Origin of the sequence: Cupriavidus gilardii (genome assembly GCF_008801915.1) — a bacterium.
GTDB lineage: Bacteria > Pseudomonadota > Gammaproteobacteria > Burkholderiales > Burkholderiaceae > Cupriavidus > Cupriavidus gilardii.
Genome location: NZ_VZOV01000001.1, coordinates 118,384 through 139,571 on the forward strand (window position 1 = coordinate 118,384; position 21,188 = coordinate 139,571).

Consider the following 21,188-nt stretch of genomic DNA (forward strand, 5'->3'; position numbering starts at 1 on the left):
TCTAATATATTAGATGGATCATAGTAGTGTACAGAATGGCGGGATGGCAAGCGGACAGTCGGCATGGAGAGGGAGGTCAGTGGACTACCTGCATCGGCTCCATGCAGGTTTTCACTGAAATGACCCCTTTCAGCATTTGCTGAAAGGGCCCGTTTCAGTGAAAATCTGGCACACAGACTGTCGAGCAACGCGCCCCTTCCATCAGATGACGCTCACCGAAGTCGCGACCCAAGCACTTGAACGCGAGGCGACCGCGTTGCGCACGCTATTGCGGCAGGTGCCAGTGATCGAACGCCTCGAGTTGGCAACCGCCTTTCCCGAAGACTTGGGGCCGGGCGTTGTCGCCGACATTTGCGTCGAGGACCGGTGCCATACGCTGGTCTGTCGTGTTGTCACAAGCGGCCAACCCCGCCATGTGCGAGCCGCATTGCTGGAGCTTCGGCATCTCGCGGCGGTTGGCGGTCGGGACGACGCGACGCCAGTGCTGATTGCACCGTATCTCTCCGCCGCAGCGCGGGCCTTGTGCCGCGAGCACAATGCGGGTTACCTCGACCTCGAGGGCAATGTTCACCTCGTATTCGGCACCGTCTTCATCGAGCGGACGGTGACAAGCAAGCCGTTGGCCGAACGCCGCGACCTCCGTTCCTTGTTCAAGCCGAAGTCGGCGCAGATGCTGCGCGTGATGCTGCGAGAGCCAGGGCGCGCGTGGCGCGTCACGGCACTGGCCGAAGCCGCCGGCATCAGCCTCGGCCACGCCAGCAATGTCCGAGCCGGCTTGCTCGATCGCGAGTGGGCGAAGGTCTCGCGCGACGGTCTATCCCTGAGCGATCCCGATGCGCTGCTCGATGCCTGGCGCGACGCCTACGAGCCGCCGGTCGGCAAGCGTCACGGCTTCTATACGCCCCTGCATGGCAGTGCGCTCGAGCATGCGGTACGAGATGCGATGCGGACGCGGACCGGACTGATGACGCTTGCCTCATTCTCGGCGGCGCAATGGCTAGCCCCCTATGCCCGCACGGCGACGCAGTATTTCTATGCCGACGAGGCGGGACTCGAACAACTGCGCTCGGCGTTGAAATTGTCACCGGCATTGAAAGGCGAGAATGCCGTGGTGATGACGCTGGAGGACCATGGTCCGTTCCGCGATACGGTCGAGCCGGCCCCCGGTGTCATCTGCACGAGTCCCGTTCAGACCTACCTCGACCTCGCGAATGCCGGCGAACGGGGCAGGGAAGCGGCCGGTCATCTGCGGCAACATCAGCTCGCCTGGCACACATGAAATCCGGTGAACCGCAATCCGCGGTGGACTACGACGATCGCACGACAGCGGCGGTCCAGACGGTACTGATCGAAATCGGTCAGATTCTTGGCAGCTTCAAGGGAAAATTCGCCATTGTCGGCGGCGCGGTGCCCTGGTTATTGCTGGGCAAGACAGACGATATGCCGCATGTCGGCACCATGGACGTCGATCTGGGACTGGATGCCGAGGCCTTGGGCGACGGCCAGTATGCGACGCTGGTCGACGCGCTGAGGCAGCACGGATACGAAAAGCGCCGTACGCTCCGGCGCTTTCAGTTGGTGCGCGAGGTCCCTGCAATGGACGACGGCCCGCCGATCGATGTCATCGTCGATTTCCTGATGCCGCGGGATGCCGAGATCGTGAAGAACGTTCCGCCGTTGATCAGCGACTTTGCGGTACAGCGTGCCGACGGCACGGATCTCGCGCTGCGCTTCTACCAGATGGTGGCGATTGCAGGACCGATGCCGACTGGCGGGACCAATCGCGTGGAAATTGCGGTGTGCTCGATTCCGGCGCTGCTTGCGATGAAGGGGCATGCGCTAGCCGGGCGCTACAAACAGAAGGATGCCTACGACATCTATTACTGCATCCGCAACTACCCCGGAGGACCCGAGGCGCTCGCCCAGGCTTGCCGTCCATTGCTCGATCACCCGAGTGGCGCGATCGGCTTCGATTGCATCGCGCGCAAGTTCGATACGGTAGAGGGCTTCGGGCCGACCTGTGTGCGAAGGTTTGTCGAGGATACCGATGTCCTGCGCGACCGGACGCCCGAACAGTGGCAGCAGGATGCGTTCGGACAGGTCGATGCCTGGCTGCGGGCGCTTGGCTTGCGTCGCTGAGCGTCGCGGCCATATCGCTGCCGGGTTTCCCGCTCGCACGCAAAATGACTCATATACAATTTGCATTCGTCAAACATGCAAACGACGTCAATGGTCAAGAAAGCGGCGACAGTCAGGCGGGCGGCGGCCCATGTCGAGGATGACGGCAGCGAGAACGGGGCCGGGCCGCGGGGGCGGCTGACGGACCAGGCCTATCGGTGGATCGAGGAAGCGATCGTCACGCTGCAGCTTGCGCCTGGATCGTCGGTCTCCGAATTCCAGTTGAGCGAGATGACGGGCATCGGCCGCACGCCGATCCGCGAGGCGATTCAGCGGCTGGCGCGCGAGCATCTGATCGTGGTGCTGCCGCAGCGCGGCCTGCTGGTTCCGCCGATCGACGTGGCCAAGCAATTGCGGCTGCTGGAGACGCGGCGCGAGGTTGAGCGGTTGATCTGCCGCAGCGCGGCTCGCCGTGCCACGGTCGAGGAGCGCCAGGCCTTCCGGCGCCTTGCCGCCGAGTTCGAGCGCGCAGTCAAGAAAGGGGACGAAGTCGCGTTCGTGCGCGCCGATGCGGGTTTCAACGAGCTCTGTCTGCAGGCCGCGCGCAACGAATTCGCCGAGGGCGCGATGCGGTTGATGCATGGGCTGTCGCGCCGCTTCTGGTATTTTCACTACAAGCAGGCCGCCGATCTTCCGGAGATGGCGCGCCTGCACGCCCGTGTTGCCGCTGCCATCGCCGAGGGCGATGTCGATGGCGCGGGCGAGGCGCTCGACGCGCTGCTGGACAATATCGAGGACTTCACCCGCGCGACCGTGCTGGGCGACCGCCGCTAGGGGTTGCGAAGCGCTGCCGGCCCAGGCCATGCAAGACCATTCAGGCATTCGGCCGGCACGGCGCGGGTTTGCAAACAAGGAACCCACCAACGCATGCCACGTCGTCAGACTCGCCAGATCCGCCCGTTTCGCCCGTTTCGTCTGCTCCCGGCCCTGCTGTTCAGCCTGCTGACTGCCCCAGCCTTCGCGCAAGCCCCGACGCCGGCCGCGTCGACCGATCCCGTTCCGGCCGCGGTCGAGGTCCGCAATCTGACCACGCCGACCACCTGCGCCGAGGAGGACAACGTCTCCTTCGCGCTGTCGGCCCCGTCGATCCAGCGCTTCCGCGTCGAGGCGCTGCATCCCGCCTATATCGGCAAGATCCGCAAGGACAGCTCGGCGCCGGACTTCTCGGGCTGCAATTTCGGCGATACCCCGCATCCCACCGATCCGCGCCACACCTTCAAGCCGCGCAAGGTCCGCCTTTATGACGGCAAGGATCTCGCGATCGTGGGCATCACCTTCGACAGCTTCTGGCGGCCGCAGCGCGTGCCGGTCACCGTGGGCGGGCGCAAGGACGGCGGTTTCCATCTGATTCAGTTCTTCGACAAGCGCAAGGGCGCCCAGGGCAAGGTTGTCGAGACCGAAGTGCTGGTGCTCTATCCGTCGGACGGCTACTGGCGCGCCAAGCCGCTGCCGGCCGCCCATCTGCCCGACAACGCCTACGGATCGTCGTTCCTGATGGGGCCGGTGCAGCAGGACCTGCGGCCGATCGTCGATATCGCCCACATCGATATCGATCCGCGCCAGCGCACGATCGGCCTGCGCTTTACGGCCGGTGGCGGGGCGCAGGTGGCGATCCGCGAGATCAGCCGCACGCGTACCGCGCTCGACGTCGCCTTCAACCCGCCGTATCGCACGCAGGCGCCGTTCGCCATGCTGCGCTCGATGTATGTGACCGAGGACAACGCCGACATGAGCCGCGTGGCCTGGCAGGACCCGGCGGGTAAATCCGGCGATGCCACGGTCGCCGAGGTGTCGACCTGGCAGGCCGGCGATATCCGTTTCGGCCGTACCGTGCCGTCGCGGCACAACACCAGCGCCCCGGACATCCGTTTCAGCGATTTCCGTTGATCTGCCTGCACGGCCTGCCGCTTTTGTAAATCCGGCCACCGGAGCGACGTAGCGGCCAGCGTGCCATGGCACCGCCACCGGCGGAACGAAGTTTGCTTGATGACCCGGTCGGCCATGCCGCCGCGCACAGCGTTGCGCCGGGCGGCGTGCGCCGAGCCGCCATCAGGAGACCGCCGTGAACCAAGCCGCCCGTCCCTTTGCCGTCGTCACCGGTGCCTCGTCAGGCATCGGCTTCGAGCTTGCGCGCTGTTGTGCGACGCAAGGTTACGATTTGCTGATCGCCGCGGATGAGCCCGCGATCGACACCGCGGCAGTGGCGCTGCGCGATACCGGCATGGCCGTCGATGCGCTGTGCGTGGACCTGGCCGATCCGGCCGGCGTCGAGGCGTTGTATCAAGCCACGCGCGGACGTCCGGTCGACGTGCTGTGCGCCAACGCGGGCCGGGGACTGGGCCGCGCCTTTCTCGACCAGGACTTTCGCGATATCCAGCGCGTGGTGGAGACCAATGTCACCGGCACGCTGGACTTGCTGCACCGCATCGGCCGCGACATGCGCGATCGCCGCACCGGCCGGATCCTGATCACCGGATCGATCGCCGGCTTCATGCCGGGCACCTATCAGGCCGTCTACAACGCGACCAAGGCCTTCCTCGAGTCCTTCTCGTTTGCGCTGCGGCATGAACTGCGCGATTGCGGGGTCACCGTGACCTGCCTGATGCCGGGCGCGACCGAGACCGAATTCTTCGAGCGCGCGGACATGGTCGATACGCGCCTGGGCCAGCAGAAGAAGGACGATCCGGCCGACGTCGCGCGCCAGGGCTTCGAGGCGATGCTGCGCGGCGAAGGCGACGTCGTCACCGGCTGGCAGAACAAGCTGCGCGCCGCGATTTCGAACGTGACACCGGCCGATCTGCTGGCCGAACAGCACCGCCGCATGGCCGAGCCAGGCGGCGGCATCGAGCGCTGAGTCTGCCCGAGCGCGAGTTCGCCGCGAGCCAGATCGTCGATAAGGACCATTGCATAGCGGCCCTGCGCGTACTAGCGTCGTAGTTGTCGTTCCTCACCGCCGCCGATCCGGCGCCAGATGCGCGCCGGCGGACGCGTTCGCATCCCGGGCACAGAGCCAGCCCTTCCAGCCGATGCCCGACAACAAGGAGACAGCCATGCGACAGCGCACGACCTTCGATCCCGCTTTCCCCGCATCCCGGCCGCGCAGACGTTCCCGCGGCTGGCTGATGATGGCCACCGCCGCGCTGCTGCTGTCCGCGTGCGGCGGCGACGATGACGACGACCACCATGGCCACAAGCCGCCGCCTCCGCAGCCGGTGGCGGGCTGCGAGCTGAACGGCACGACCGGCGGCGAAGTGATCGTACTGCCCGGCGAGCCCGGCGCCCCCGAGGTGGCCACCGGCTACGCGCCGAAGCGCACGGTCTACGCGAAGACCTACATGGCGGTGACCAACAACCCGGTCTCGACCAAGGTGGCCTGCGACATCCTGAAGGATGGCGGCACCGCGGTCGATGCGGCAGTGGCTGCGCAGATGGTGCTGAACCTGGTCGAGCCGCAGTCGTCGGGCATCGGCGGCGGCGCCTTCATCATGCATTACGATGCGCAGACGAAGAAGGTCATCGCCTACGACGGCCGCGAGACCGCGCCGGCCGGGGCCGACGAGAACTATCTGCGCTGGAAGTCCTCGACCGACCAGACCCCGCCGCTGCCCAATGCCGTGCGCAGCGGCCGCTCGATCGGCACGCCGGGCACCTTGCGCGTGCTCGAACTCGCCCATCGCGACTACGGCAAGAAGACGTGGAAGGAGCTGTTCTCGCCAGCGATCAAGCTGGCCACCGACGGCTTCGCGATTCCGCCGCGCATGGCCGCGTCGATCTCCAGCGCCACCACCGTGCAGAACATCAAGCGCGATCCGGAGATGGCCGCCTACTTCCTGAATCCGGACGGCACCCCGCGCGCGGTCAATACGATCCTGAAGAATCCGGCGCTGGCGCAGACCTTCACCGCGGTGGCCGAGGGCGGGGCCGATGCGTTCTACAAGGACGGTCCGATCGCGCGCGCCATCGTCGACAAGATCCGCACGACCTACGACGGCGGCACCACGCCGGGCGTGACCACGCTCGACGACCTTGCCAACTACCAGGCGAAGAAGCGCGAGCCGGTCTGCACCACCTACCGGCAATACGAGATCTGCGGCATGCCGCCGCCGTCGTCGGGCGGCATCGCGGTCGGCCAGATTCTCGGCATCCTGGAGAACTTCGACATGGCCAGCCATGCGCCGACCAGCATGGACCAGAACGGCGGCAAGCCCAGCGTCACCGGCGTGCATCTGGTCGGCGAGGCGGGCAACCTGGCCTATGCCGATCGCAACCAGTACGTCGCCGACACCGACTTCGTGCCGTTGCCCGGCGGCAGCCCGGACACGATGCTCAACAAGAGCTATCTGGCCCAGCGCGCCGGCATGATCAGCCTGACCGCGGCGATGCCGCGGCCCGTGCCGGCCGGCAACTTCGGCGGGGCGCCGATGGGCGCGCCGATCATCGCCGAGCGCGGCACCACGCATCTGTCGCTGGTCGACAAGTATGGCAACGTGGTGGCGATGACCACGACGATCGAATCGGGACTGGGCTCGTACCACATGACCGGCGGCTTCCTGCTGAACAACGAGCTGACCGATTTCAGCGCGGAGCCGGTCGATGCGAACGGTGCGCAGATCGCCAACCGCGTGCAGCCGCTGAAGCGGCCGCGCAGCTCGATGTCGCCGACGCTGGTGTTCGAGCGCAAGGGCGACGGCAGCCGCGGCGACTTCAAGATGACCACCGGTTCGCCCGGCGGTGCCACCATCATCCAATACGTCGCCAAGACGCTGGTCGGCGTGCTGGACTGGAAGATGGACGCGCAGCAGGCGGTGTCGATGATCGACTTCGGTTCGAACAACGCGACGATGATCGTCGGCGGCGAGCATCCGAACGTCGATACCAGCACGCCGCAAGGCGGCCTGCCGGGCGACAACGACCCGCTGGTCAAGGGTCTGCGCAACCTGGGTCACACCGTCAGCGTGGGCAACCAGTCGAGCGGCCTCAGTGCGATCGTGCGCGAGACGATCGGCGGCGCGCCGGCGCTGGTCGGCGGTGCCGATCCGCGGCGCGAGGGCGTGGTGCTGGGCGATACGTTCCGGCCGTGATGGCGGCGCGTTAGCGCGGCAGTGAAGGGGCGGGTCGGGTCCTGTACGAGCAGGCCCGGCCCGCTTCGCTTGCAGCGCCGGTTCGGGCCGGCGCCGGCAGCGCCCCGGTACAATGGCCGCTTTCCGCTTGCGCGCTGACTCTTGAATCTCTCGTCCCCATGACCACGCTAGGAACGCCCCTGTCCCCCCGTGCCACCAAAGTGATGCTGCTCGGCTCCGGAGAGCTCGGCAAGGAAGTGCTGATCGCCCTGCAGCGGCTCGGCGTCGAAACCATCGCGGTCGACCGCTACGAGAACGCGCCGGGCCAGCAGGTCGCGCACCATGCGCGCACCATCGCGATGAGCGACCCCGAACAGCTGAAGGCGCTGATCGAGGCCGAGCGGCCCGATCTGGTGGTGCCCGAGATCGAGGCGATCGCCACGCCGATGCTCGAGGCGCTCGAGGCGGCCGGCACGGTGCGCGTGATCCCGACCGCCCGTGCTGCGCGGCTGACCATGGACCGCGAGGGCATTCGCCGGCTGGCGGCCGAGACGCTGGGCCTGCCGACCAGCCCATATCGCTTCTGCGATTCGCTGCAGGAACTGCGCGACGCGATCGACGGCGGCATCGGCTACCCGTGCGTGGTCAAGCCGGTGATGAGCAGCTCGGGCAAGGGGCAGAGCAAGCTTGACGGTCCGCAGGACGTCGAGCGTGCGTGGGAATACGCGATGGCCGGCGGGCGCGTCAGCCACGGCCGCGTGATCGTCGAAGGCTTCATCGATTTCGATTACGAGATCACCTTGCTGACCGTGCGTGCCCGCGGCGCCGACGGCGGCATCGAGACGCATTTCTGCGAGCCGATCGGCCATCTGCAGCAGGCCGGCGATTACGTCGAGAGCTGGCAGCCGCATCCGATGCATCCCGCCGCGTTGCAGAAGGCGCGCGAGATCGCCCGTGCGGTGACCGGCGATCTCGGCGGTCAGGGGCTGTTCGGCGTCGAGCTGTTCGTCAAGGGCGAGCAGGTCTGGTTCAGCGAGGTCAGCCCGCGCCCGCACGACACCGGCATGGTGACGATGATCACGCAGTGGCAGAGCGAATTCGAACTGCATGCGCGCGCGATTCTGGGCCTGCCGGTCGATACCGCGCTGAAGAGCCCGGGCGCGAGCGCGGTGATCTACGGCGGCGTGGAAGGGGAGGGCGTGGTGTTCGACGGCGTCGACGAGGCGCTGCGCGTGCCCCGCACCGATCTGCGGCTGTTCGGCAAGCCGGAGAGCTTTACCAAGCGCCGCATGGGTGTGGCGCTCGCCTACGATGGCGATGTCGAGACTGCGCGAGCCAACGCGCGAGAAGCGGCAGGCAAGGTGTTGCCGCGGCTGCCTGGATGATCAGCCGATGAGTGGATAGCAACCGCTATTTGCTCCCCTCTCCCGCTCGCGGGAGAGGGGCTGGGGGAGAGGGCAAGCGCGGCCGCCATGCCGGCGCCGTTGCCCTTCTCCCCAACCCGCTGCCCGGTGGTGAGAGGGAGAACACCATCGCCGTGCGCTCACGCCGCGGCCCGTCTCGTTGGCGCGCTCGTCTGCGCCATCGCCCGCGGCAGCCACATGCCGACCCACAGCCCGTGCGGCAGCGCATTGCGGGCCGCGATGCCGCCGCCGTGCGCCGCAATGCTGGCCATCGCGATGCTCAGGCCGAGCCCCGAGCCTTCGCCGTCCGGCCGCGCACCGTCGCGGACCCGATAGAAGGGCTCGAACAGATGCGGCAGCGCATCGGCCGGCACGCCCGGACCGCCGTCGACGATATCGAGTTCGAGCCGATCGCCAACGCTGCGCAGCGTCACGCGGATCGGCGAGGCCGGATCGGTGTGCCGGATCGCATTGCGCAGCACGTTGTCGATCGCACTGGCCAGGCGCACTCGATCGCCCATCACCATCGCGGGCGGCGGGGCCGTCCATTCGATCGAGACGCCACGCGCCGCGGCCTCGAAGCGCGCGTCCTCGACCACGGCCTGCACCACGCCGGCCAGTTCCAGCGGCTGCAACGGCAAGCCCTTGGCGCCGAGCCGGGCCAGCGTCAGCGTATGCGCGACCAGGCCGTCGAGCCGCTCGATCTCGCGCTCGATCCGATCGAGTTGCACCGACAGCCGGCCATCGTCGCGCCTGGCCAGTTCGGTCGAAACCTGCAGCCGTGCCAGCGGTGAACGCAGTTCATGGGCGATATTGCGCAGCATCCGTTCACGCGATCTGACCAGCGCCTCCAGCCGCGCCGCCATGCTGTCGAAATCGCGCGCCAGATGGCCCAGTTCGTCGGCGCGCGCGGCCAGCGCGGGCGGCATGCGCGCACGCAGATCGCCGCCGGCCAGCGCGCGGACCGCCTCGCGCACGCTCTGCACCGGCGCGGTGACATGGCGCGTCAGCGCCCAGCACAGCGGCGCGCTGACGGCCAGCGCGAACAGGCCGAGCGCCAGCATCACCGGCGACAGATGCAGCATCTCCCAACGCGAGGAGTCGAACGGCAGGAACACCAGCAGCAGATCCTCGCCGCCGGGCAGCGGGATCGCCTGCGGGTCCCACCAGGACACGCTGGCGCCCGGGGCCAGCGGCAGCGTGGCGCGATCGTGGTCGAGCGGCGCGCTCGCGGCGAGCGCATGGCGCGGGCGCTCCAGCGTACTGACCCAGTCATGCACCCGTGTCGGCAGGCGGCGCTCCAGGATATCGGCGTTGTGCTCGTCGACCAGGTAGATCTGCAGCGCCGAGAAGCGCGAGTCCATCGCGCGCACCCAGCGCTCCAGCCCCGGCCGCCCCTGCGTGCGCGCGATCTGCAGCGCGTCCTGCGTCAGGCTGGCCGGATTGAGACCGTCCAGCGCCTGGAAGCGATACCAGGCGACCGATGCGGTCAGCGCCATGCCGATCGCCACGATCGCGGCCATGCCGGCCCAGAAGGCGAGGAAGTTGCGCCAGAACAGCGGCAGCGATGCCATGGCTCAAGCCACCAGCACGTAGCCGCGACCGCGCTGGTTGCGGATGACCGTCGTGGCCCCGGACCCGTCCAGCCCCAGCTTGCGGCGCAGGCTGCTGATATGCGTATCGATGCTGCGGTCGTAGCGGTCCGGCACGCGCCCCAGCGCGTATTGGCCCAGCTGTTCGCGCGCAACCACCTGTCCCGGCGAGCGCATCAGCATTTCCAGGATCCGCGTTTCCGCGCCGGTCAGCGAGGTCTCGCCATGGGCCTGCACGGCCTTGCCGGATCCCGGGTGCAAGGTCAGCCCGCCAACCGTCAGCGTGTCGGCCGCACTGTCCGGCGTGATGTCGAAGCGGCGCAGCACCGCGCCGATGCGCGCCTTCAACTCACGTGGGCTGAACGGCTTGGCCAGATAGTCGTCGGCGCCGAGCTCCAGTCCGATCACGCGATCGGTTTCGTCGCCATGCGCGGTGAACATGATGACCGGGCGCTGCGAACGCGCGCGATGGCGGCGCAGCAGTTCGAGCCCGTTGCCGTCGGGCAGCATCAGATCGAGCAGCGCCAGGTCGTGATCGTCGCGCGCCAGCAGCGCCTCGCCGTCGGCGCCGCGATGCACGACCGAGAAATGCCAGCGCTCCGGCTCGAAGTATTCGCGCAGCATCTGCGTCAGTTCGACGTCGTCGTCGATCAGCAGGATGCGCCTTGGCGCTTCAGGCGAGCGTACTTGCATGCGAATCGGAAAGGGTAGGCACCGTCTCCGTGAGCGGCGATCGAGCCGCGATCGCGCGTCACGTCAAGAAGTGCAAAGAAGTCAAAAGCTGTCCAAAGCCCGTTGATGAGCCCGGCGGACCACATTCTAATATGAGAATGATTGTTATTCACAAGTCCGGTTACCTGTGACGTGCCGGGCATACGGGGAAATCGCGAGCATGGGCAGTAGCAGCAGTAGCAGCAATAGCGGCAATATCGGCAGGAAGGCGGGATCGGCGGGCAGTACGACAACGAGGGGTCAACGCAGGCCACCCGCCGTGGCACGAGTCGCCGCCACGCTGTGCGCGGGCGGCGCGGCATGGATGGCAGGCGGTGCGCTGGCGCAGCCGGCCGCCGGCGAGGCCAAGGCGCCGGCCGCGCCGGCCACGCTCGAGACCGTGGTGGTCACCGCCTCCGGCTACGAGCAGCAGATCAAGGAAGCGCCCGCGTCGATTTCGGTGATCACGCGCGAGGCGCTGGAGACGGGTGCCTATCGCGACATCAACGACGCGCTGATCGGCGTGCCGGGCGTGGTGGTCACCGGCGGCGCCGACCGGCAGGACATCAGCCTGCGCGGCATGGGGGCCAAGTACACGCAGATTCTGATCGACGGCAAGCGCCAGAGCTCGCGCGAGACCCGCACCAACTCGGACAGCGCCGGCGTCGAGGGCGGATGGACGCCGCCGCTGGCCGCGATCGAACGGATCGAGGTGGTGCGCGGGCCGATGTCGTCGCTGTACGGCTCGGACGCGATGGGTGGCGTGATCAACATCATCACGCGCAAGGTGCCGAAGCGATGGACCGGCGAGGTGCGCACCGATGCCACGCTGCAGCAGCACAGCGCCTCCGGCAACATCTACCAGGGCAACTTCTATCTGGCCGGCCCGCTGCAGACCGATCTGCTTGGATTGCAGCTGTACGGCCAGTACACGCACCGCGAGGAGGACGACATCGCCTACGGCTTCCGCGGCCGCGATACGCGCAACGTGACCGCGAAGCTCGCGCTGACGCCGAACCGCAACCACGACATCGTGCTCGAGGCAACCTCGATGCGGCAGAACATCGAGGAGACGCTGGGCCGCACCGTGGCGCCGCTGCAGCCTGGCGCAAGCTGTCCGCGCACCGGCTGCCCGGCATCGTCCGAGACCGACTACCGCAGCGAGAAATACGCGCTGTCGCACACCGGCCGCTGGGGCTTCGCGACCTCGGACAGCTATATCCAGCAGGAAGAGTTCGACAACCGCTCGCGCCGGATGAAGGTCAAGAACCTGGACATGCGCACCAGCTGGACGATGCCGCTTGGCAACCACATGCTGACCGTCGGCGCGAACTATCTGAACCAGCGCCTGAACGACCAGACCGGCAACCAGATCGCGGGCGGGCCGAACCAGGTCGAGCGCTATCAATGGGCGCTGTTCGCCGAGGACGAATGGCGGCTGACAGAGCGCTTCGCGCTGACCGGCGGCCTGCGCATGGACAAGGACGAGAAGTTCGGCGACCACTACAGTCCGCGTCTCTACGGTGTCTGGCAAGTGGCAGACCGCTGGACCGTCAAGGGCGGCGTGTCGACCGGCTTCCGCGCTCCCGACCTGCGCCAGACCGTGGCCGGATGGGGCCAGACCAGCCGCGGCGGCAATATGTACGGCAATCCGGACCTGAAGCCCGAGACCTCGGTCACGCAGGAGATCGGGCTGCTGTACGACAACGGCACGGGCTTCAACGCGGGCTTCACCGTGTTCAACAACGACTTCAAGGACAAGATCACGCGCGTCGCCTGCCCGCTCACGCAATGCACCGACGGGCCGAACCAGTTCGGCGCCAACCCGACGACCTACATGAACGTCGACAAGGCGTACTCGCGCGGCATCGAGGCGAACCTGAAGTGGCCGCTGGCGCGCAACTGGTCGCTGGTCGGCAGCTATACCTTCACCAAGTCGGAGCAGGAGAGCGGCCAGTACCAGGGCCAGCCGCTGAACCAGCTGCCCAAACACCTGCTGACGGCCACGCTGAACTGGCAGGCCACCGGCGCGCTGCGCGCCTGGACCCGCGTCAACCATCGCGGCAAGGAAAGCCAGCCGATCACCGGACCGTCGTCGAGCACCGTGGTAGCGCCGTCGTACACCTTCGTCGACCTGGGCGCGACCTACGCGGTCAACAAGAACGTGTCGGTGTTCGCCGGCATCTACAACGTGTTCGACAAGTCGGTCCGCTATGCCGACTACGGCTATGTCGAAGACGGCCGGCGCTACTGGATGAGCGTCTCGGTCAAGTTCTGAGGAGTCCGGCCATGCAATCGATTTCGTTCAACATGTCCGCCGCGTTCGCCGCGCTGTCGATCTGCGCAGCCTGCAGCGCGTTCGCGGCGGCACCGACGGCGACGTCCACCGCCACCGGCCACGCGCTGTCGATCGCCCATGCAAAGGGCACCACGACGCTGGCCGCGCCGCCCGCCAAGGTCGTCACGATGGACCTGTCCACGCTCGATACGCTCGATGCGCTCGGCGTGCCCGTCGCCGGCGTCCCCGCAACGAAGCTGCCCGCGCATCTGGTCCGCTATCAGGACGACAGCGTGGTCAAGGTCGGCACGCTGTTCGAACCGAATCAGGCGGTGATCGAGGCGATCGCACCGGGCCTGATCGTCGTCGGCGGACGTTCGGCCAGGCAGTACGAGGCGCTGTCCCGGCTTGCACCGACGGTGGACCTGAGCATCGATCGCGGCGACCGCATCGGCAGCATCGCCCGCCATGCCGACAGCCTCGGCCGCGTGTTCGGCCGCCAGCAGCAGGCCGGCAGTGCCGTGCAGGCCCTGCGCGCAAGCGTGGAGGCGCTGAAGCAAAAGGCCGCCACCGCCGGCACCGCGCTGGTGGTGCTGATCGCCGGCGAGCACATCAGCGCACAAGGGCCGGGATCGCGCTTCGGCACCGTGCACGATGCGTTCGGCTTCCAGGCGGCCCTGCCGGGCCTGAATCCGGAGGGCAAGGGAACGAAGCTGACGGTGCAGCAGGTCAGGGAGGCCAATCCCGACTGGCTGTTCGTGATCGACCGCGACGCGGCGGTCGGCAAGCCGCCGTCGGCTGCGCTCGCCTCGATCGACGGCGCCGCGCTGGGGCGCAATGCCGCCGGCAAGCCGGTGCGCGTGGTCAAGCTCGACCCGGTCCTGTGGTACCTGATGGATGGCGGCGGTGTGCGGGGGATGCAGCTGACGGTGCAGCAAATCAGCGATGTCCTGCGCGATGCCGTCCCGCCCCCAACTTCCGTCGTTCCCGCGCATGCGGGAACCCAGTGACTTTCGGCGAGGCCAGCGGATAAAGACGCTGGGCCCCCGCGTTCGCGGGGGCGACGGGATGTGGAACGGCGATTGCCGCGGGCTAGGCAGCGATCGCGGTTTCCGCGTGCATCTTCCCAAGCAGCCACTGCAGCCCCGCCAGATGCTGCTGGTCGTGGCTGCATAGATAGTGCACGAGGCTGCGGACCGTCAGCGGCCCGTAGCCCTCGAACTTTGCGGTGCGGGCAAGCTGCCGGTCGTCCAGCCCGGCGATCAGCGCGACGGTCTTCTCGCGCGCCGCGCGGAAGTCTGCGAGCGCCTGCCCGCCATCGGCCGTCGCATAGGCACGCTCGATTGCCAGCGCGTCGCCGTCGATCGACGGCAGCAGCGGGTGGGTTTCGCTCAGTGTGCGCTCAAGGCGCAGGTGATAGCCGTCGATCTCGATATCCCGAACGTGGCACAGCTGGCCGATCGGGGTGAACGGCTCGCTCGGCACGCCGTCCCAGCTGGCCGGCGACCAGTTGCGATGCGTGGCCGGAACGGCCCCGTAGAAGGCTTCCAGTTGGCGCGGGAAGTCGCGCAGGGCGGCAAGGGTGGCGGCGTCGATCATGTCGTGGGGGCGCTTGGGCTCGGCGTGGTAGAACGCATGGCGAAATGTACCGAGCGCCGCGGCACGTCGACAACCATGATGCCGCTGTTTCCCTCCGGCGGACCGGAACAGAGCCGCGCGAACCCGCGCCTCGGTCATGCGGCCGCCGCCTCGTCGCCGGCCATCCGGTCGATCTGCCGCATCGCCTTCTCGATTTCGTCGGCGTCGGTCGGCCTGACCAGCCGCGCCACTTCCTTGCCATCGCGCAGGAACACCAGCGTCGGCCACAGCTTGATGCGGAACGAGCGGCCGAGCGGGCGGCCGCTGCCGTCCTCGACCTTGATGTGCCGCACCTGCTGATGGCGCGAGAAGGCCGAGGCGATCGGCGCCTGCGCGCGCATGCAGTAGCCGCACCAGGGGGCGCCGAACTCCAGCACCGCGGCGCCCGGCAGCGCGTCGATATCCTCGCGTGGTGGCTCGATCGCCATATAGGTTTCGGACATGGCCATTTGTCGTCTCCGTCGTTGTCCTCGATATCCCAGAACTAGCGAAATTCACGCCAAGGACGGCTCAAGTGTGCGGCAGGGCTGACGTAAACCCTGAATGAAACCACACTAACATCAGAATTAAGCGGCTGCTGAGTCGCTTTTTTGATGATAGCCGTCCCCTGGCCCATCATGAACATCAGTCAACGTCTGCTTTTCACGCTGTTCTTTTCGCTGCTCGCCTTGCTGGTCGTCGGCATCGGCGGCATCTGGCAACTGAACCAGGCCGAACAACGCCTCGAGTACTTCAACGAAAACACGCTGACCAGTGTGCGTCGGCTCAACGCGATCAAGGACAGCACTACCGCGATCCGGGTCCAGCTGTACCGCCACGCGCTCGCCGACGATGCCGGCGCCAAGGACGAAGCCGAGAAGGAAGCCGCCAGGGCGATCGCACGTTTCGACGAGCTGGCGGCCAAATACGAGCGCGAGGACATCTCCAACGATGCCGACCGCAAGCTGCTGGAAGAAGACCGTGCCGCGCTGGCACGCTATCGCGCGCAGCATGCCGCGTTCTTCGCGCTCTCGCGCACCAACGACACCGCGGGACTGCACGCGATGCTGTCCGCGGGCGAGCTGCATCTCGCTTCGGCCGCGTTGCGCAAGCAGATCGACGCGCATCTGGACTTCAACAGCAAGATGGGCGACGACGCGGTGAGCGAGAACCAGCGCGCCAGCGCGATCGCGGTGCGCGTGTTCGGTACCGTGATCGGCGTGACCGTGCTGGTGGTCGCCGTGCTCGCATGGCTGCTGTATCGCCGCATCCGCGACAGCCTCGGCGAGATGCAGGCCAGCATGGAGCATGTCAGCGAAACGCTGGACCTGAGCCATCGTTCGCCGGTGCGCCGCCTCGACGAGGTCGGCCGCACCGCGCAGAGCTTCAACGCGCTGCTCGACCGCGTCGCCGCGGCAATGCGCGAGGTGCGGCAATCGAGCGATTCGGTCGGTGTGGCCGCACGCCAGATCGCGGCCGGCAACGCCGACCTGTCGTCGCGCACCGAGCAGCAGGCCGCGTCGCTCGAGGAGACGGCGTCCAGCATGGAAGAGCTGACCACCACGGTGCGCCACAACGCCGACAGCGCTCGCCAGGCCAGCACGCTGGCCGACAACGCCGCCGCCGTCGCGCAGCACGGCCATGTCGCCACTGGCCAGATGGTCGAAACGATGGGTGCGATCAGCACCAACTCGAACCGCATCGCCGAGATCACCGGCATGATCGAGGGCATTGCCTTCCAGACCAATATCCTGGCGCTGAACGCCGCGGTGGAAGCGGCGCGTGCCGGCGAGCAGGGCCGGGGTTTCGCGGTGGTGGCCGGCGAGGTGCGCACACTGGCGCAGCGCTCGTCGACCGCCGCCAAGGAAATCAAGGAGCTGATCGACGCTTCCGTGACCACGGTGCGTACCGGGTCGGCGCAGGCAGAAAGCGTCGGCGCGACCATGAACGAGATCCAGCAGGCGGTCAAGCAGGTGTCCGACATCATCGGCGAGATCGCCGCCGCCACCGGCGAACAGAGCCGCGGCATCGAGCAGGTCAACCAGGCGGTCGGCCAGATGGACCAGGTCACGCAGCAGAACGCGGCGCTGGTCGAGGAGGCGGCCGCCGCAGCGCATTCGCTGGATGAACAGGCGACGCGCCTGCTCGACACGGTGGCGATGTTCCGCCTCGCGGCGGGCCATGACGCGGCCATGGCGTCGAAGGCCCCGGCGGCTGCCCGCGCGCAGCTGGCGGCGGCTTGAAGAACTTGAAGGACCTGAAGGACCTGAAGGACCTGAAGGACCTGAAGGGCTAGCTCGCGGCGACCCGCTGTACGGTGCCGCGGTTGCCGTCGACGGCCAGCATGTCGCCGTCGGCGAGCTGCGACAGGATGCCCGGCAGATTGACCACCGCCGGAATGCCGAACTCGCGCGCGACGATCGCGCCGTGCGACAGGTAGCCGCCGGTCTCCATCACCAGGCCGCCGGCGCGCAGGAACAGCGGCGTCCAGGCCGGATCCGTACTGGGGGCGACCAGGATGTCCCCGTTCGCCATCGCGGTCGCCTGTTGCGGACTGCGCGCGACGCAGGCCGGTCCGCGCGCCTGGCCGGCGCCGACCGGCGTGCCGGCCCAGCGCCCGGCGGCCGCGTCGGCTACCGACGCGGCGCTCGGTTCCGCTGACGAGAACACCGCCGGCAACGCGCCCGGCTGTTCGACGATCACCGCAGGCTCGGTCTGCCTGGCCTGCCGCGCCAGCGTGTCGGCCCGTCGTGCCGCGCGCTGGGCGGCGTGCTGCAGTGGCAGGCGCCCTTCCGCGGCAGCGAGCAGTTCGAATGCGGTCAGATGGAACACATCGTCGGGCCGCTTCCATCCGGCATGCTCACCCCCATGGGCCAACCGCGTGCCCAGCGCCAGCGCGGTGCGCCGCACTGCTTCCAGATACCGCATCAACGCACTGCGCGCCGCTTCGCGCTGATTGCATTCGCGCGTGGCCACCCGCACCATCCGCCGCAGCAGCGGCAGCATCGCGGGGCGGGCCAACGGCGGGATCGCGGTACGCAGACGCTGCCATGCCTGGCGTGCGGCATCGCGCTGGCGCTGCCGCACTGCGTCGGCGTCGCTGCCGATCATGCCGAGCACGGTATCGAGCAGATAGTCGGGCGCCTCGCGCCAGCGCGGTTGCCGCACGTAGCTTTCCGCGGTGGCCCGATGGCCGTAGCGATCCAGGAACTCGGCGAACGCGCGCCGGAATGGGCTGTCCGCAGGCAGTTGCTGTGCCCACTGCGCGCCGATCCGCTGCGGACTGCGCAGCCACGCCAGCGCTTCGGCGTCGGCCGCGGCCGTTTCCGCCAGCGCGATCAGTGCGTAGCCCTGCTGCGCTGTCACGCTCGGCTCGCCCCCGGCCATCAAGGCCGCCGTCACGGCATAGCCTTCGCCGGGGCAGTACTTGTCGACCAGATCGACGAGCCCTGCCAGCGTGCCGCCGGCCGACCCCTGCAGGAAGAACAGCGGATCGGCCTGCGCCACCGTGCGGAACTGTTCGCGCAGCAGCCCGGCCAACGCGGCGGGCTCGTCCGGCAAGGCTTGCTCGCGCCACTGACGCGCCTGCTCGGCCGCGCGCGCCAGGGCGGCCCCGCCAAGGCGCCGTTGGCCCGGCGAGCGCGCCAGATACCGCAGCATGCGCAGGCCGCGTGCAAGCCGGTCGCGCGGGCCCGGCGGCGGCACGACGATTTCCGGCTGCGTGCCGCCGAGCAGGCGGTTGACGGCGTCCGGACGCACGCCCAGCGCGTCGTAGCACTCCCATTGCATCAGCGACACGTCCAGATACAGCCTGCCGTCGAACAGCGCCGCGTGCTCGGTCCCGGGCAGGATCGGATAGCCGGACAGCGCGAAGCCCAGCGTCAGCATCCGGTTGGCCATCGTGCGGCAGCCGTGCCAGTCAAGCGCGGACAGCGGGTCGGGCATGATCTCGCGGGTATTGCCGCGCGACCAGTAGCGCGGCTGCTCGCGCAGTGCCGGATAGGTGTGCCGCGCCCGCGCGGTGACGGGCCGCGCCTGCACGATCCAGAAACGCTCGCCGTCCCAGACCCATTCGATGTCGTAACGGGGATTGGCGAAGTCGAGCGCGCCGGCGGCGTCGCGCGCCAGTTCGCCGAGCGCAATGGCCTGCGCATCGGACAGTACCGCCTCGGCGGCCCGCTGCGCAGGCGTGTCGATTACCGTGGTGCCGCCGCCGGACAGCAGCTGCGTCATCCGTTGCTTGCCGCCCAGGCGGCGCGCGATGACACGCAGCGCATCGCCGCCATCGGTGCTTTCGTTGCTCTGCAGCCGGTATTCGTCGCCATCGGCCTGCCCGCCGACCAGCGCTTCACCGAGCCCCCAATGCGCGTGGATCAGCATCTGGTCGTCGCGGCCGGACAGCGGATCGCAGGTAAAGGCGATGCCGGCCGCCACCGCCGGCAGCAGCGGCATCACGACCACCGCCATCGCCGGTGCTTCCCCATCGAGGCCGAGGCGTTGCCGGTAGGCGAGCGCCGCCGGCTCCCACACCGAATCCCATGCCGCCTGCACCGCCTCGGCGACGGCATCGACGCCGGTGACGTTCAGCCGCGACAGGTGGATGCCGGCGAACGAAGCCTGCGCCGAATCCTCCTGCGGGGCCGACGAGCGGATCGCCAGCGGGGTCCGTTCCCACCCACGCACTGCCAGCTCGCGTGCCAGCGCGTCGCGCAGCGCCCGCGGCACCGGATCGCCGGCCCGCCGGCCGCGGCTGGCATCGGCGTGGATCACGAAGCCATCGGGCACCGGCACGCCGAGCCGCGCCATCAGCGCCAGTTGCCAGCCCTTGCCGCCGGCGGCAGCCGGCCCTTGCGCGGCCGCGGCGGGCCAGTCGAGCAGCAGGGCGCTCATCGTGCGCGTTCCGGCTCGGCCGCGCGTGCCGCGCCGTGGAAGAACAGGTCGACGATGGCCGCGAACTCGGCGCGCAGGTCGCCGGCGGGCGCCGCAAGCCAGCGCATCAGCGCGCCCAGGTAGAGATGGTGGAACAGCGTCGCCAGTTGTCCCGACGGCAGGTCGCGCCGCAGTTCGCCGCTCTGCTGTCCCGCCGCCATCAGCGCATCGAAGGCGAGGTCCATGCCGCTGCGTCCCGGCGCGCCTTCACCGTCGCCCTGCTCGAAGCGGCCCGGTCCGAGATCCAGAAAGCGGAAGCGCAGGTAGTGCGGCAGGTAGCCGCGGCGCGCCTCGCACCAGTCGGCCGAGGCCGACAGCAGATAGCAGAGTCGTGCCTGGAAGCTGCCCAGTCCCTCCAGCGCGCAGCGCAATTGCTGAAGCCCGGCCGCCAGCTCGCCGTGGAACTGATGGGCCAGCAGCGCCTCCTTGACCGGAAAGTGGTTGTACAGCGTGCCCTTGGCGACATCGGCCTGCGCGGCGATCTGCTCCATCGTCACCGCCTCGTAGCCATGTGCCTCGAACAGATCGAAGGCGGTGGCCGCCAGATGGTCCAGCGTCTGGTTGCGCTTGCGCTGACGCCGCCCCGCGGGCGGCGGGGCGGCGCTGGCGTCGATGGGCAGGTCGAACGGGGTCCGGATGGGGCGCTGAGGCGAGGTTTCCATTTGCACGTCGCTTAAATTTGAACGTCGTGCAATTTTATGCTCCGTTCTCCTCTTGTCAAGGCATTCGATGACGGCTTACGCCGTCGTCTCGGCCTCCGTGTCGCCGATGTAGACGACCTTCTCGGTCATCGGATCGAACGGCAGCGAGCCGTGCTCGTGCACCACCAGCCACCGGCCGTTTCGCTTCTGCAAGCAGACCGTGATGCGGATCCAGGTGCCGCCGGCCGGATGGTCGGGCTCGTCCACCGGCGCGATGCGGCTCAGGCAATGGCAGAAGGCCAGGTCCGCGCCAACGGTCAGCACGATGTCCTTGCGCTCGGACCGGAAGCGCCGGGGCAGATACGGAAAGCAGGCTTCCCACGTGGCGCGGTACGCGTCCACGCCTTGCAGCGCGTAGGGCGGCTTGACGTCGAACAGCGCCACGTCGGGCGCATAGTTGGCCGTCATGGCGGCGGCGTCGCGCCGTTCCAGCGCGCGGGCCCAGTCCTCCATCATCTGCGTGATGGTGCGTTCATCGGTCTGCTGGTCCTTGCTAATGCTCATGATGTGCTCCTTGTCGGTTCGGTTTCGAACCCGCCTCCGGGCCTGTCGGTACGGCCGGCAGAGCGGCTCCTACCCCTTTGTCGAGCGGGAGCGTCGTAATTCGACAATCTCCAATCCGCCGTCGCCCCCGAGCAGGCGAGGGCCCAGTGGCTTGAGGCACCCTCGACAAGACACCGGGTCCCCGCCCGCGTGGGGCGCCGGAATTTCGTGTCTTA

Annotated in this window: 17 protein-coding genes; 10 read left to right on the forward strand and 7 right to left on the reverse strand. The window is 68.2% G+C overall.

Going from position 1 to position 21,188, the window contains the following annotated elements; all coding sequences use genetic code 11:
- The first annotated feature begins 205 nt into the window (after nt 1–205).
- From F7Q96_RS00470 to purT, 7 genes are all read left to right on the forward strand, one after another.
- Nucleotides 206–1,279: a type IV toxin-antitoxin system AbiEi family antitoxin gene (locus F7Q96_RS00470; RefSeq protein ID WP_053824216.1), complete on the forward strand. Its 1,074-nt coding sequence runs from the start codon at nt 206–208 to the stop codon at nt 1,277–1,279.
- Complete coding sequence (locus F7Q96_RS00475; RefSeq protein WP_053824215.1) at nt 1,276–2,139, forward strand: nucleotidyl transferase AbiEii/AbiGii toxin family protein; 864 nt, start codon at nt 1,276–1,278, stop codon at nt 2,137–2,139. Before F7Q96_RS00470 ends, F7Q96_RS00475 begins: the two co-directional genes overlap by 4 nt.
- A 90-nt stretch (nt 2,140–2,229) precedes the next feature.
- A complete protein-coding gene (locus F7Q96_RS00480; RefSeq protein WP_053824214.1) occupies nt 2,230–2,952 on the forward strand; it encodes a GntR family transcriptional regulator in 723 nt (240 codons plus the stop codon).
- A gap of 93 nt (nt 2,953–3,045) precedes the next feature.
- Nucleotides 3,046–4,065, forward strand: coding sequence for a hypothetical protein (locus F7Q96_RS00485; RefSeq protein WP_053824213.1), 1,020 nt, complete (start codon nt 3,046–3,048; stop codon nt 4,063–4,065).
- A gap of 175 nt (nt 4,066–4,240) precedes the next feature.
- Nucleotides 4,241–5,032, forward strand: a complete 792-nt coding sequence (locus F7Q96_RS00490; protein ID WP_053824212.1) for an SDR family NAD(P)-dependent oxidoreductase — start codon at nt 4,241–4,243, stop codon at nt 5,030–5,032.
- A gap of 196 nt (nt 5,033–5,228) precedes the next feature.
- Entirely contained in the window at nt 5,229–7,259 is a 2,031-nt protein-coding gene (locus tag F7Q96_RS00495) for a gamma-glutamyltransferase family protein (RefSeq protein WP_151021892.1), read from the forward strand.
- Nucleotides 7,260–7,417: 158 nt separating this feature from the next.
- Nucleotides 7,418–8,623, forward strand: a complete 1,206-nt coding sequence (purT, locus tag F7Q96_RS00500) for a formate-dependent phosphoribosylglycinamide formyltransferase (protein ID WP_053824210.1) — start codon at nt 7,418–7,420, stop codon at nt 8,621–8,623.
- 158 nt (nt 8,624–8,781) lie between these two features.
- Here the strand turns inward: purT and F7Q96_RS00505 are convergent, their stop codons facing one another.
- On the reverse strand, nt 8,782–10,215 hold the full coding sequence (locus F7Q96_RS00505) for a sensor histidine kinase (RefSeq protein WP_053824209.1): 1,434 nt from the start codon (nt 10,213–10,215) through the stop codon (nt 8,782–8,784).
- Between the two features lie 3 nt (nt 10,216–10,218).
- Nucleotides 10,219–10,926 (reverse strand): response regulator transcription factor, encoded by a 708-nt coding sequence (locus tag F7Q96_RS00510; protein ID WP_053824208.1) that lies wholly within the window; start codon nt 10,924–10,926, stop codon nt 10,219–10,221.
- A 343-nt stretch (nt 10,927–11,269) separates the two neighbouring features.
- Here F7Q96_RS00510 and F7Q96_RS00515 point away from each other — a divergent pair, with 343 nt between their 5' ends.
- A complete protein-coding gene (locus tag F7Q96_RS00515) occupies nt 11,270–13,222 on the forward strand; it encodes a ligand-gated channel protein (protein WP_144426026.1) in 1,953 nt (650 codons plus the stop codon).
- Between the two features lie 11 nt (nt 13,223–13,233).
- The gene (locus F7Q96_RS00520; protein WP_053824206.1) at nt 13,234–14,232 is read left to right on the forward strand and encodes a siderophore ABC transporter substrate-binding protein; all 999 of its coding nucleotides are present in this window, start codon (nt 13,234–13,236) and stop codon (nt 14,230–14,232) included.
- Nucleotides 14,233–14,314: 82 nt separating this feature from the next.
- On the opposite strand, the gene F7Q96_RS00525 is transcribed toward F7Q96_RS00520, so the two are convergent.
- Entirely contained in the window at nt 14,315–14,959 is a 645-nt protein-coding gene (locus F7Q96_RS00525) for a DinB family protein (protein WP_390885712.1), read from the reverse strand.
- Nucleotides 14,956–15,309 carry a thioredoxin family protein gene (locus F7Q96_RS00530; RefSeq protein WP_006580000.1) on the reverse strand — a complete coding sequence of 118 codons (354 nt, stop codon included), beginning with the start codon at nt 15,307–15,309 and terminating at the stop codon, nt 14,956–14,958. The genes F7Q96_RS00525 and F7Q96_RS00530 overlap by 4 nt, the downstream gene beginning before the upstream one ends.
- A 168-nt stretch (nt 15,310–15,477) precedes the next feature.
- Between F7Q96_RS00530 and F7Q96_RS00535 the strand changes: the two genes are divergently transcribed.
- Nucleotides 15,478–17,082, forward strand: coding sequence for a methyl-accepting chemotaxis protein (locus tag F7Q96_RS00535; RefSeq protein ID WP_053824205.1), 1,605 nt, complete (start codon nt 15,478–15,480; stop codon nt 17,080–17,082).
- Nucleotides 17,083–17,131: 49 nt separating this feature from the next.
- Here F7Q96_RS00535 and F7Q96_RS00540 read toward each other — a convergent pair whose 3' ends face one another.
- The 3 genes from F7Q96_RS00540 to F7Q96_RS00550 form a co-directional block, all read right to left on the reverse strand.
- The gene (locus tag F7Q96_RS00540) at nt 17,132–19,729 is read right to left on the reverse strand and encodes a PEP/pyruvate-binding domain-containing protein (protein WP_053824204.1); all 2,598 of its coding nucleotides are present in this window, start codon (nt 19,727–19,729) and stop codon (nt 17,132–17,134) included.
- Nucleotides 19,726–20,430 (reverse strand): TetR/AcrR family transcriptional regulator, encoded by a 705-nt coding sequence (locus tag F7Q96_RS00545; RefSeq protein WP_212762896.1) that lies wholly within the window; start codon nt 20,428–20,430, stop codon nt 19,726–19,728. The genes F7Q96_RS00540 and F7Q96_RS00545 overlap by 4 nt, the downstream gene beginning before the upstream one ends.
- Before the next feature lie 75 nt (nt 20,431–20,505).
- Nucleotides 20,506–20,973, reverse strand: coding sequence for a YybH family protein (locus tag F7Q96_RS00550; protein ID WP_053824203.1), 468 nt, complete (start codon nt 20,971–20,973; stop codon nt 20,506–20,508).
- Nucleotides 20,974–21,188 lie beyond the last annotated feature (215 nt).